This is a genomic window from Amycolatopsis sp. FU40, from assembly GCF_021903635.1.
GTDB lineage: Bacteria > Actinomycetota > Actinomycetes > Mycobacteriales > Pseudonocardiaceae > Amycolatopsis > Amycolatopsis dendrobii.
The window spans coordinates 1,284,670-1,297,315 of record NZ_CP091381.1; the positions used below are offsets into that span (position 1 = coordinate 1,284,670).

At 68.8% G+C, this 12,646-nt stretch carries 8 protein-coding genes and 1 riboswitch; of the genes, 5 read left to right on the forward strand and 3 right to left on the reverse strand.

From position 1 onward, the window contains the following. Positions 1 to 8: 8 nt before the first annotated feature. Entirely contained in the window at positions 9 to 1,505 is a 1,497-nt protein-coding gene (locus tag L3Q65_RS07160; protein ID WP_237599135.1) for a long-chain fatty acid--CoA ligase, read from the reverse strand. A gap of 83 nt (positions 1,506 to 1,588) precedes the next feature. Here L3Q65_RS07160 and L3Q65_RS07165 point away from each other — a divergent pair, with 83 nt between their 5' ends. Continuing rightward, positions 1,589 to 2,251: a TetR/AcrR family transcriptional regulator gene (locus tag L3Q65_RS07165; protein ID WP_182891758.1), complete on the forward strand. Its 663-nt coding sequence runs from the start codon at positions 1,589 to 1,591 to the stop codon at positions 2,249 to 2,251. On the opposite strand, the gene L3Q65_RS07170 is transcribed toward L3Q65_RS07165, so the two are convergent. Next, positions 2,238 to 3,812 (reverse strand): succinic semialdehyde dehydrogenase, encoded by a 1,575-nt coding sequence (locus L3Q65_RS07170; protein ID WP_237599136.1) that lies wholly within the window; start codon positions 3,810 to 3,812, stop codon positions 2,238 to 2,240. The two genes, L3Q65_RS07165 and L3Q65_RS07170, sit on opposite strands and share 14 nt — an antisense overlap. Positions 3,813 to 3,828: 16 nt before the next feature. After that, positions 3,829 to 5,457: a GMC family oxidoreductase gene (locus tag L3Q65_RS07175; protein ID WP_182891756.1), complete on the reverse strand. Its 1,629-nt coding sequence runs from the start codon at positions 5,455 to 5,457 to the stop codon at positions 3,829 to 3,831. Positions 5,458 to 5,572: 115 nt separating this feature from the next. On the opposite strand from L3Q65_RS07175, the gene L3Q65_RS07185 reads away from it, so the two are divergent. From L3Q65_RS07185 to L3Q65_RS07200, 4 genes are all read left to right on the forward strand, one after another. After that, the gene (locus L3Q65_RS07185; protein WP_304504549.1) at positions 5,573 to 10,657 is read left to right on the forward strand and encodes a COR domain-containing protein; all 5,085 of its coding nucleotides are present in this window, start codon (positions 5,573 to 5,575) and stop codon (positions 10,655 to 10,657) included. A gap of 138 nt (positions 10,658 to 10,795) precedes the next feature. Next, a riboswitch (cobalamin riboswitch) is annotated at positions 10,796 to 10,851 on the forward strand. A gap of 56 nt (positions 10,852 to 10,907) precedes the next feature. Beyond that, complete coding sequence (locus tag L3Q65_RS07190; RefSeq protein WP_182891754.1) at positions 10,908 to 11,117, forward strand: CbtB-domain containing protein; 210 nt, start codon at positions 10,908 to 10,910, stop codon at positions 11,115 to 11,117. 25 nt (positions 11,118 to 11,142) lie between these two features. Next, entirely contained in the window at positions 11,143 to 11,982 is an 840-nt protein-coding gene (locus L3Q65_RS07195) for a CbtA family protein (protein ID WP_182891753.1), read from the forward strand. Then, on the forward strand, positions 11,979 to 12,644 hold the full coding sequence (locus L3Q65_RS07200; protein WP_237599137.1) for a (2Fe-2S)-binding protein: 666 nt from the start codon (positions 11,979 to 11,981) through the stop codon (positions 12,642 to 12,644). Before L3Q65_RS07195 ends, L3Q65_RS07200 begins: the two co-directional genes overlap by 4 nt. Positions 12,645 to 12,646 lie beyond the last annotated feature (2 nt).

Consider the following 12,646-nt stretch of genomic DNA (forward strand, 5'->3'; position numbering starts at 1 on the left):
TCACGGACTTAACGGGAGACGGAAGCGGCGGAGCCGGAGTACCGGGCCCGAAGTTCGCGCTTGAGCAGCTTCCCGGTGGCATTGCGCGGAAGCTCGTCCACCACCTCGACCCGGCGGGGGCATTTGAAAGCGGCGATCCGTTCCCGGCAATAAGCGATCACCGCGTCCCCGTCGAGCGAATCGCCGGCGGGCACGACAACGGCGACCACGGTTTCGTCCCACCGCGGATCCGGCGCGCCGATCACCGCGACGTCGGCGATGTCCGGATGCCGGTGCAGCACCTGCTCGACCTCGATCGGATAGACGTTCTCGCCGCCGGAAATGATCATGTCTTTCTTGCGGTCCACCAAGGTCACGAAACCGTCGGCGTCGCAGCGGGCCAGGTCGCCGGAGTGGAACCAGCCGCCGCGCAGGGTTTCGGCGCTCGCTTCGGGCAGACCCCAGTAGCCGGCGAAGACGTTCGGGCCGCGCAGCACCAGTTCGCCGACCGTTCCGGTGGGCACGTCGTCGTCGCGTTCGTCCACGATCCGCGCCTCGACGTGCAGGAAGGGCCGTCCGACGGATCCGGCGTGCGAGCGCACGAACGCCGATTCCAGCACCAGCGCGGCGGGGGAGAGTTCGGTCATCCCGAAACCCTCGACAAAGGTCAGCCCCTTGCCCTCGTAGAACTCGATCACCGGCAGCGGGCACGGTGCGCCGCCGCACAGCAGATATCGCAGCCGCGAAAGGTCGTAGGAGTCGAAATCCGGGACCTGCGTCATCGCCGCCCACATCGCGGGCACCATGAAGTGGACGGTGACCTTCTCCCGCTGGAGCAGCGCGAGTGTCTCTTGTGGATCGAACTTGCCCGCGACCACCACGGTGCCGCCCGCGTACAGCAACGGCAGGGTGAACAGCGCCAGCCCGCCGATGTGGAAAAGCGGGGCCACCGTCAGCGTGATGTCCGACGGGAGGATGCCTTCGCCGGAGGTGAGCACGTTGATCGCGTTCGCCTCCAGGTTGCCGTGTGTGAGCATGGCGCCTTTGGGGCGGCCGGTGGTGCCGGATGTGTACATCAGCACCGCGACCTCGTCCGGCCCGGTCGGTTCGGGTTCGACGCGATCTTCGGTGAAGAGGTCGTTGCTGTGGACGAGCGCCCGGCCGCCGGACGCTTCTTGAGCGAGTGCGGCGAAGGTGTCGTCGTGCACCACGACCACGGGCCGCGCGTCGTCGAGGAGGTACTCGATTTCGGTCGCTGCGAGCCGGAAGTTGATCGGCAGCGTGATCGCGCCGAGCCAGGCGACCGCGAAGAGCGTTTCGAGGTAGCCGGTGGAATTCAAGCCCAGCAAGGCAACCCGGTCGCCTTTGCGCACGCCCAGTTCGCGCAGCGCCGCGGCCCGCCGTGCGACTCGCTGTTCGAGTTCGGCGTACGTGATCCGTTCGCCGGTCTCGGCGGCCACGAGCGCGACCGACTCGGGGGTGACGGTGCCGCGCCGGGCAATCCACTGCGCCAAGCTCGCTGCCATGCCGAGACTCCTTCGTCGCCGGGGACCACGACGAAGGTAACCGTACGGACGGTCAGTGGTCAAACTTCGGCTACAGTGGGCCGATGCCACCCAAAGGCCGCGCCGGGGACATCCTCGCGACGTTCACCCGCTATGTCGCCGAACGCGGGTACGACGCCACGAACTTCTCCGACATCGCCGGCGAGCTGGGGCTGTCGAAGGGCACCATCGTGCACCACTTCGGCACGAAGGACCGGCTGCTCGCCGCGCTGCACGAGTCGTACATGCGCCGCAGGCTCGCCGAGGCCGCGCTGATCCGCGAGCGGCTCGCGACGCCGACCCGGCGGCTGGCCGGGCTGCTGTACGCGTTCGTGCTGTACCAGGTGGTGGACCGGGAGGCGACCGTCGCGTTCCAGCGCGAGGTCGTCCGGCTCGCCGACCACGAAGCGATGGCCGAGGGCCGCCGGATGCGCGCGGAATACCTGGACTTGGTGCGCGCGACGTTGTCCGAAGGGGTCGCGTCGGGGGAGTTCCGTCCGTGCGACGTCGAGGTGCAGAGCCTGCTGATCTTCGGCTCGGCGCAATGGGCGTGGACGTGGTTCGACCCGTCCGGTCCGGTGTCCGCGGAGCAGGTGGGCGCGCAACTGGTCGAACTGGTCCTAGGCGGGCTGTTGACGCGCCGCTCCCGGCTCAGCGGTTTGACCGAAGCGGAGGGCAAGGTGGTCCAGGTGGTGCGTCAGTCCATTGCGGACACTACCGGATCCTGAGCCGCCGCATCATCTTCAGCCCGGACAGCATTCCTTCCACGTACTTCTCGTACTTCTGTCCCGGCCGCGGGCTCATCACCGGCTTCTTCAGCACCGCCAGGTTCTGCACGTCGGTGTACTTCAACAGCCCTTGATCGCCGTGCCGGGCACCCACACCGGACGTTTTCACGCCGCCGGACGGAGTCCCCTTGGCAGCGTACGCCGTCGCGAGGCTGTCGTTCACGTTGACGTTGCCCGTCTCCAGCCGGGCCGCCACCGCGGAAGCCGCGCGAATGTCCTTGCCCCACACCGAAGCGTTCAGCCCGTAATCGGTGTCGTTGGCCAATTCGACGGCCTCGTCCACCGTCCGGTACCGGTGCAAGGCGACCACCGGGCCGAACGTTTCGGTGACCCCGCACAGCATGTCCTTCGTGACGCCTTCCAGGATGGTCGGCTCGAAGAACGCCGGGCCCAGATCCGGCCGGGGGCGGCCGCCGCACAAGACGGTGGCTCCCTTCTCGACCGCATCGTCCACATGGGACTTGACCCGGTTCATGTGGTCCACCGAAACCAGTGAGCCCATTTCCGGCCCGAAGTCGTAAGCCGCTCGCACATCCAGCGAGGAAGCCTTGGCCGCAAAGGCTTCCTTGAATTCCTCGTAGCGCGATTCCGGCAGGTAGATCCGCTCGATGTGCATGCAGATCTGCCCGGTGTTGCCGAACGCGCCGAACACCGCGCCCGGAACCACGTCGGCGAAATCGGCGTCCGGGAGGACGATCATCGGGTTCTTCCCGCCGAGTTCGAGGCAGCAGCCGATCAGGTTCCGGCCGGCCTGCTCGCCGATCACCTTCCCGGTGGCGGTGGAACCGGTGAACATCACGTAGTTCGCCTGGCCGATCAGCGTCGGACCGACATCCGGACCCTCTCCGCACACGACCTGGAACAGGCCCCGCGGCAACCCGGCTTCTTCGAGCAGTTGCACGCCGTACAGCGGTGACAGCGCGGTTTTGTTGTCCGGCTTCAACACCACCGCGTTACCCGCCAGCAAGGCCGGAATGGCGTCGGAAATGCCGGTGGCGAAAGGGAAATTCCACGGCGCGATGATCCCGACCACGCCTTTGGGAACCCGGATCTCGGTCGAGGAAGACACGAGAGGCACCGGTCCGCCGCGCCGCGTCGGGGCCAGCAGTTTCGGCGCGCGGCGCAGATAGTGGCTCATGATCATCGGCGGATCGCACGTTTCCTCGATCGCCATCCGCCGGTTCTTGCCGCTTTCGACCTGGATCAGGTCGGCGATCGTCCGTGCGCGGTCGATGAACAGCGAATGCGCCCGCCGGAACACCGCGAGCCGCTGTTTGAGCGGCGTCGCGGCCCATTTCGCCTGCGCCGTCCGCGCGGTGGCGAACGCCTGCTCGATGTCTGATGGCGTCGATTGCGGCAGGTCCACCAGGACGTCGCCGGTGTAGACCTCGGTGAGCGGCCACACCGCGCCGCCCGAGCCCGGCACGCGCGCGACGAGCCCGCGGAGGAAGTCGTCGGTCGCCGAGGCCGGGCGGGTGGGCCGGACCGGGGTGAGGGTCATGGGTCTCGCGCTCCCGTCAGTTGCCGGAAAGGACCAGCTGCGCGCCCATTTCGCCGATCATGATGCAGGGCGCGTTGGTGTTGCCGCCGGTGATCGACGGCATGATCGAGGCGTCGCAGACCCGCAGCCCGTCCACTCCGCGCACCTTGAGGTCGGGCCCGACGACGGCGAGGTCGTCCACGCCCATCCGGCAGGTGCCGACGCCGTGGTAGACCGACGTCGCGCGGTTGAGGATCGCGTCGCGCAGTTCCTGGCCGCGTAGGTGCTTGCCCGGGTGGATCTCCTCGTTGATCGAGCCCTTGAACGCCTTCGACGCGAAGATCTCCCGCACCATCTCGGATCCCTCGCCGAGCACTTCGAGGTCGGACGGGTCGGAAAGGTACTGCGGGTCGATGAGCGGCGCAGCGGACGGATCGGCCGAGGCGAGCCGGATCGTGCCGCGGCTCTTCGGGTAGATCAGCGTGGTGAGCACGGTCAGCGCAGGCCGCTTGTCGACCGGATGCCGGATCGGCGCGTCCTGGTTCGGCGACACGTACGCCCACGGCAGCAGGTGCAGCTGCAGGTCCGGAACGTCCGCGGCCTGCGACGTCTTGAGGAACGCGAGCGCCTCGAACACCGAGTTCGCCAGGAACGTCGAGCCCGGCTTGAGCAGTTCGCGGGCCATCCCGCGGGCGAAATACGGGGCGGTGCCCTTGTTCTTGCACGACGAGACCTGGAACGTCAGCGCGTGGAACATGTGGTCGTGCAGGTTGTCGCCGACCGGCAGATCGGCGAGCACGTCGATGCCGTGCTCCTTCAGGTGCTCGGCGTGCCCGATCCCGGACAGCATCAGCAGCTGCGGCGACCCGACGAACCCGGCGGCGAGGATGACCTCCTTGCCCGCCCGGACCGTGCGGCGCTTGCCGTTGGCGTCGGTCACCTCGACGCCGGTCGCGCGGCCGTTCTCGATCACCACTTTCCGCACGAACACACGGGACTGGATCTCGAGCGTCCGGGGCGCGAGGTGGTGCAGGTAGCCGCGCGAGGCGCTGTAGCGGAGGCCGTCGGCAGCGTTCTGCTGCATCCGGCTGACGCCCTCCTGCGACTGCCCGTTGTAGTCGTCGATGATGTCGCAGCCGATCGCGTCGGCCGTCGCGTCGAGGAACTGCAGCGTGCCTTCCTGCGGGATCTTGTTGCGGGTGATCTTGATCGGCCCGCCCGCGCCGCGGAAGGCGTTCTCGCCGTCCTCGAAGTCCTCCATGCGCTTGTACGCGGCGTTGACGCTGTCGGCGTCCCAGCCGGTGTTGCCCTCGGCCGCCCAGGAGTCGAAATTCGCCCGGTTGCCGCGGACGTAGACCATCCCGTTGACCGAACTGGAGCCGCCGAGCACCTTCCCCCGCGGCACCGGCATGCGCCGATCGAGAACATGTTTCTGCGGTACTGAGTAGAAGCCCCAGTCGCTCATTTTCTTCAGCTGCGGCACCGCGTGCAACGGGGCCACGAGTCCCGGCTTGCGCAGCAGCAGCTGCTCGTCGCTCTTGCCCGCTTCGAGCACGATCACGCTGGCCCCGGACTCCGCGAGCCGCCCGGCGACGGCAGCCCCCGAGCTGCCCGACCCGACGACCACGTAGTCGGCTTCGCTGCTCCGGGCCACCCTGGCTGCCATGTCCGCTCCTCGTCCCGCGCCCCGCCGAAACTGTAACCTGTTCTAGTTCAGGCACGGTATAGCTTTCCCGCTCGCCGCGCAACGCCTCGCGCGCGAACCTGATTGACTTGCCCCCATGGGGACCGAGGAAGCGAACCGCCGCATCGACGCCGCGCTCGCCGCCGGGGAGACGACGCTGGATCTGCGCGGGCTGCACCTGACGGAGGTGCCGGTCCGGGTCGCGGAGCTGGACGGTCTGGAGAAGCTGGTTCTGGAGGACAACTTCCTGCGGGAGCTGCCGGAGTGGTTGGCGGAGCTGCCGCTGCGGGAGCTGAACCTCAGCGAGAACCGGCTGGCGAGCCTGCCGGAGTGGCTCGGCACGCTGGCGGGGCTCCGGAGCCTGTCTGCGGACCGGAACCGCATCGCCGAGCTGCCCGGGTCGCTCTCCGGGCTGCGGCTGACGGAGCTGCTGCTCGGCCGCAACCGGCTCGCGGGAACGCCGGACTGGCTGGGCGGGATGGCCAGCCTGGAGACGCTGGACCTGGCCGCCTGCCGGTTGGCCGAGGTCCCGGAGTGGGTGCGCGACCTGCCGAACCTGGCGCGGCTCGACCTGGACAGCAACCGGCTGACCGACCTTCCCGGCTGGCTCGGCGAGATCCCCGGCCTGACGAAGCTGTTCCTCTACGACAACCTGCTGACCGAGGTGCCGCGGTGCCTGCGCGGCCTGGACCTGACCGAACTGCACCTGCCTGGCAACCCGCTGACCGGGCTGCCGGACTGGCTGGGCGGGATGACCGGGCTGACGACGCTCGGCCTGGCCCGGTTGCGCCTGGCGGAGGTCCCGGAGTGGATCGCCGGACTGGACCGGCTCGCCGAACTCGACCTGGACGGCAATCGCGTCTCCGCGCTGCCGGACTGGATCGGCGGGCTGGCGAACCTGACCGTGCTGGACGTCGCGCGCAACCGGCTGCGGACCCTGCCCGCACTGCAGCCGGGCCTCCGCGTACTGCGCCTCACGGCCAATCCGTTCCCGGAGCTGCCCGCGCACCTGGCGACGCTGAGCGGGCTGACGGAGCTGACCCTGGGCGACTGCGCGCTGGCCGAGATGCCCGCGTGGGTCCGCGAGCACACCGGGCTGAAGCGGCTGCACGTCGAACGGAACCGGCTGACCGCGCTGCCGGAGTGGATCGGCGAGCTGACCGAGCTGGAAACCTTGTGGGCCGACGACAATCAGCTGGCCGCGCTGCCGGAATCGCTGCGCGGCCTGTCGAAGCTGCGGCACCTGCACCTGGACCGCAACCGGTTGCGGGGCCTCCCGGACTGGCTCGGCGAGCTGACCGGCCTGACCACGCTCGGAGTCAGCGCGTGCGGCCTGGCCGAAGCACCGCCGTGGCTGAGCGGCTTGACCGGTCTCGAAACCCTGTGGCTGAACCACAACCCGCTGCGCGAACTGCCCGCCGGCCTGGCCGGGCTCGAGAACCTCGTGCGGCTGCGGATCGACGGCACTCAGCTGGCCGGGCTGCCGGACTGGCTGGGCGGCTTCGCCCAGCTCAGGATGCTGTACCTGGACAACCTGCCGCTGTCGGAACTCCCTGCCTCGCTGCGGAACTGCGCCGAACTGACCGAGCTGAGCGCGAGCAGCTGCGGGCTCGTCGCCTTGCCCGACTGGCTCGGCGACCTCACGTCGTTGCAGCGGCTGCGGCTGCTCGGGAATCAGCTGTCCGGTCTGCCCGGCTCGGTGGCGCGGCTGGCCGATCTGATCGAGCTGCGGCTGGACTACAACTGGTTCGCCGAACTGCCCGCCCCGGTGGCGCGGTTCGCCGGTCTTCAGGTGCTGTCCGCTCGCGGCAACCAGATCGCACAGCTGCCGGATTGGCTCGGGCAGCTCTCGGACCTGCGGGAACTGAGCATCGGCAACAATCGGCTCAGCGGGGTGCCCGGGTGGCTGGGCGACCTCGTCGCGCTCGGCGACCTGGACCTGGCCCGCTGCGGCCTGACCGCGGTCCCGGAATGCGTGCGCCCGCTACGTCGGCTCGGCAAGCTCACGCTGAGCGGCAACGGCCTCGCCGAGCTGCCCGGCTGGTTCCCGGAACTCGCCGGGCTGACCGACGTGACGCTGGACGACAACAAGCTGACCGTCCTCCCGCCGGAGCTGGCCGGGCTGGCACACCTGTCGTCGCTGTCGGTCCGGAACAACCGGCTCGCCGGGCTGCCGGACTGGCTCGGCTCCTGCTCGGCGCTGACCGAGCTGTGGCTCAGCACGAATCCGCTGAACGGCCTGCCGGACGCCGTTCGCGAACTGCCCCGGCTCCACCGGCTGGACTGCAATGACGTCGGGATCACCGAGCTGCCTTACTGGCTCGCGGACTTCGCCGAGCTGAAGTACCTGACGGTGAGCGGGAACCAGCTGGGCGCGTCGCCCTTCGACTTCAGCAAGCTGACCGGGTTGCGCACGCTAGTCCTGTCCCGCTGCGGACTCGCCGAGCTGCCGGACACGATCGCCCGGCTCACTGGGCTGAAGACTCTCTTTCTTGCCCACAACGAACTTGTCGAGCTGCCTGCGTGGCTGACTGAGCTGACGGACCTGGTCAACTTGGCGGTGAACGGAAACCGCCTCGCCGCGCTGCCGTCGGGCATCGGAGCCCTGGCGGGTCTCAAATGGCTGCAGGCGAACGGGAACGACCTCGCGGAGATACCGGAAACCCTCGGCGATCTGGCCAGTCTCGAAATCCTCAACCTGACGGCCAACCAGTTGCGGAGCCTTCCGGACTGCCTCGGGAAGCTCTTCAGCCTGGCCGACCTGTCCCTGTCGGACAACGCTCTCGTCGAGCTGCCGGAATCCTTGGGGCGCCTGACCAACGTCCGTGCTCTCGACCTCCGCGGCAACCGTCTCGCCGCTCTCCCGGAGAGCTTCGCCCGGCTGGACCGGCTCACCGCGCTCCTTCTCTCGGACAACCTTCTCCGCAGCCTGCCCCCGGCTCTCGCGCACTTGCCCAGGCTCACCACCCTCACCGTCTCTGGAAACCCCTTTATCAGCCCACCCCCGGAAATCACCGCCAGCGGGTCCGAATCAGTCCTCGAATTCCTCCGCGAACGCGAACGCGGCAGCACCGCCCAATGGGTCTCCAAACTCCTCGTCGTCGGCGAAGGCGGCGTCGGGAAAACCTCGCTCGTCCGCGCGCTCGCCGAGGACGCACACGATCCGGACGAACCCTCCACCCATGGGCTGCTCATCCGGGACCTCGAACTCGGCCATCCGGGCCGGGACGTCCGGATGCGGCTGTCCACCTGGGATTTCGGCGGCCAGCAGATCTACCACGCCACCCACCAGTTCTTCCTCACCAACCGTTCCCTGTTCGTCCTGCTGTGGAATTCGCGACTCGGCTGGGAACAGGGCAAACTGCATTACTGGCTCGACATCATCACCGCCCGCGCTCCGGAATCGCCGATCGTTCTCGTGGCCACGCACATTCACGGACGTCCGGTCGATCTTCCGCTCGCCGAATTGCGGGCGAAATACCCGAGAATCGTCGCGAGCGTGCACGTGGACAACGCGGCCAGGGACGGCATAAGCGAACTCCGCGACCTGCTCGCGCAGCACGCGGCGGACCTGCCGCTCATGGGTTCGGAATGGCCGACCTCCTGGCTGAAGGCCGCGGACGCGGTGCGGGCGGTGCCGGAGAACCACATCACGGTCAGCCGGATGTGGCAGATCATCGCTGAAGCGGGCGTCACCGGCGCGGAGCCGAGCCGGTTCATCGCGCGGGCGCTGCACGAGCTCGGCGACATTCTCTACTACCCGGAGGATCCCGAACTGCAGGACACGGTCGTGCTGCGGCCTTCGTGGGTCAACGACTACATCAGCCGCGTGCTGGACAGCGACGAGGTCGCCGAAAAGCACGGGCTGCTCACGAGAGAACACCTGACCGCGCTCTGGCACGATCTCGACAAGGGGATCCGCGATCATTTCCTCGGCATGATGGACAAATACGATCTGTCCTACCGGGTCGAGTCGAACGGCGGGGGAGACCTGAGCCTGGTCGTCGAGCGGCTGCAGTGGAATCCGCCGGAGTACGAGGGGCAGTGGGCGGCCGCGCGGGAGAACGCGCGGCAGATCAAGGTCATCTATCAGCTCAACACGATGCCGCCGGGCATTCCGACCTGGTTCATCGCGCGGTCGCACCGGTTCAGCCGCAATGTGCACTGGCGCACCGGAGCGCTGCTCGGGCACCGCGACGGCCGCCACCTCGCGCTGGTCAGCGCGGACCGGCAGCACAACACCGTCGAGCTGACCGTGCGCGGGCCCTCGCCGGTCGGGTTCTTCATGGTGCTCGACGAGGGCCTCAACCTGACCCTGGAACGGTTCCCCGGCCTGGACATCACGCGCCGCGTGCCGTGCCGGTGCGAGCCGGAGTGCCCGGAGCTGTTCGACTACGAGAACCTCCGCGCCCGGCTGGAGCGCACGCCGCCGAGGCACGAGATCGAATGCCACCGCTCTGGCGAGCAGGTTTCGGTGCCGGAACTGCTGTTCGGCCTCGCCCCGGCGGAGCGGGACTCGACGCGCGCGTCCATGGAGCGGCTGACGCGGACCGTGGAGCAGTTCGGCGAGCGGCTGGAGGAGCAGAGCGACTACCACCAGCGGATGTTCCTGCGCCTGCAGCGGCTCGCTCAGCAGCAGCAGGAAGCGCGCTGCCCCAGCGTGTTCGCGGTCGTCCCGGCCGGGCGGCGGCGGATCACCGGCTCGCCGTACGAGATCCACCTCTACTGCGAGGAACCCGGTGCCTGGCATCGGCTGGACGGCGACAAGGGCGTGTACTCGGTGGCGCAGCCGCGCGAGTGGTTCGTCAAGCTCGGGCCGTACCTGGAGCACCTCATCCGGGTGCTGAAACACGCCGCGCCGCTGGCCGGACCGGTGCTCGGGGTGGCCGCGGGCGTGCTCAACGACCAGCTGAAATCCGACTGCGACCTGATGAAGGAACTGGCCGCGCAACTGCCGAAGGAACTGCACCGCGAGCGCGTCCTGCCAGGCGCGGAGCGGCCGGAGGACGACCTGCCGGAGTCGCACGCGAAGACCGACGCCGACTTCCGCGCGCTCAAGGCGATGCTCGGCAAACTCGACCCGGACGAGGAATGGGGCGGCCTGTCCCGCTACGACACGCCGGAGGGTCTCACGCTCTACCTCTGCCCGGAACACCTGGCCTTCTACCGCGACCCCGCGTGAGCGGCCTTGCTCCGTTCGGTGCGACCCCGCGCACACTGGCTGCGCAAACCAGGCGATAGCGGACACCCCGGACCCTCGGGCGATTGACGACCGGCCGGACACCGCCGTACCGTGCTGCTCGCGCGACGGCTTCCCGAAGCCGGTGAGATTCCGGCACGGTCGCGCCACTGTGTGCCCATCCCGGGCGAGTCAGGTCGAGGAGCCGTCGTCAGGTCCACCCGCAAGGGACGCGTCATCCCGAAGGAGAGCCATGGCCACCATTCCGGCCGACCGGTCCACCCCGGTCGTCTTGCCCGTGTCGAAAGCCGCTTTGCTGCTCGGCGCCACCATCGCCGGCGCGCTGCTGCTGTACTACTTCATCGGCGTCGACCAGGGCGCGGTCTCGATCTTCGGCAGCGACACCCACGTGCACGAGTTCGTCCACGACGCGCGGCACTTCCTCGGCTTCCCCTGCCACTGACGCGCCCGGAACGGACAACCGAACAATGCAGAACAAGCTGATTCTGCGCGGCCTCCTCGCCGGAGCGCTGGGCGGAGTGCTGGCGTTCGTCTTCGCCCGGGTCTTCGCCGAACCGCTGACCCAGGCGGCGATCGACTACGAATCCGGCCGCGACGAGGCGCAGATGGCGCTCGACAAGGCCGCCGGGATGCCGAGCGAGCACGAGGGCCACGAGATTTTCAGCCGTGCCGTGCAGGGCAACCTCGGCATCGGGCTCGGCATGGTGCTCTTCGGAGTCGCCATGGGCCTGCTGTTCGCGGTGACCTACACCGTGCTGCTGGGCCGCGTCGGCCGGATCCGCGCGCGGGTGCTGGCGGTGCTCGTGGCCGGGGCCGGATTCCTGTCGCTGTACCTCGTGCCGTTCCTGAAATACCCGGCCAACCCGCCGGCGATCGGGCACGAGGCGACCATCGGCGCGCGCACCGGGCTGTACCTGACGATGGTCGTCGCGTCGGTGCTCTTCCTGGTCGCGGCCGTCGTCGCGGGCAAGCGGCTCGCTCCGAAGCTGGGCAACTGGAACGCGACGCTCGTCGCGGGCGCCGGGTTCGTGGTGCTGTGCGCGCTGCTGATGGCACTGCTGCCGTCGCTCGGGTCGTTGGCCTCCAACGTCGCCGAGTACGGCCCGCAGACCAGCGAAACCCCGCTGCCGCTCAAGGGTCCCGACGGCCAGATCGTGTACCCCGGCTTCCCCGCCGACACGCTCGTCGCGTTCCGGCTTTACTCGGTGCTGGCGCAGGTCGTCCTGTGGGGGACCATCGCGCTCGTGTTCGGCCCGCTCGCCGAACGCGTGCTGGACCGCGGGCGCGCGGTTACCGTCGAGGCGTGAACCCGCTGACCGGACTGGGCCCGTTCTTCGCCGTCGACACGCATTCGGCGGCCGAACCGGCCGAGCCGTGGCGTCCTTTCGCCGAAGTCCTGGACGACGGCCCGGTGCTGCGCGAACGAATCGCGCAGAACCGGGCCGTGCTCGGCGGCGATTTCGTGGAACCGCGGGTCGCGGCGTCGATCGCGCATCTCGGGCTGGCGGCTCGGATCATCTCGCCCGCACTGGGTCTTGCCGTCGGTGCGGGAGCGGTGCCGGATTACTCGACGGCGTGGTGGCAGCCGAAGCTCGGTGGAGCGTTCCCGTTGTCCCTAGGGGAAAGCGAGCCGGTTGAGTCCGATGTGGTCAGTGCGTTCGCTGCACGGGTCTTGCGCGGGCCGTTGGCTCGGCTGGACGAGGCGATGGCGCAGTTCTCGCTGGCGCGGAACGTCCGGCGAGGGAACGTGGCGTCGGCGCTCAACGGGGCGGTGACGGTGCTGCGATCTGAACGTCCAGAGTGGACTGACCGGGTTTCCGGAATTGTCGCCGCACTGGAGGAATTGCCGGAGCTGGCCGGTACCGCGACTCGGGAAAACGGTCGATTCCGCCGTCGCAGCTGCTGCCTGTTTTATCGGGCGACACCGGATCGCGACGGACCGAAATGCGGGGATTGCGTGCTGGCCTGAAC

Coding starts and splice junctions, on each gene's coding strand:
- L3Q65_RS07160 (WP_237599135.1), bottom strand. CDS start 1,505: ATGGCAGCGAGCTTGGCGCAGTGGATTGCCCGGCGCGGCACCGTCACC.
- L3Q65_RS07165 (WP_182891758.1), top strand. CDS start 1,589: ATGCCACCCAAAGGCCGCGCCGGGGACATCCTCGCGACGTTCACCCGC.
- L3Q65_RS07170 (WP_237599136.1), bottom strand. CDS start 3,812: ATGACCCTCACCCCGGTCCGGCCCACCCGCCCGGCCTCGGCGACCGAC.
- L3Q65_RS07175 (WP_182891756.1), bottom strand. CDS start 5,457: ATGGCAGCCAGGGTGGCCCGGAGCAGCGAAGCCGACTACGTGGTCGTC.
- L3Q65_RS07185 (WP_304504549.1), top strand. CDS start 5,573: ATGGGGACCGAGGAAGCGAACCGCCGCATCGACGCCGCGCTCGCCGCC.
- L3Q65_RS07190 (WP_182891754.1), top strand. CDS start 10,908: ATGGCCACCATTCCGGCCGACCGGTCCACCCCGGTCGTCTTGCCCGTG.
- L3Q65_RS07195 (WP_182891753.1), top strand. CDS start 11,143: ATGCAGAACAAGCTGATTCTGCGCGGCCTCCTCGCCGGAGCGCTGGGC.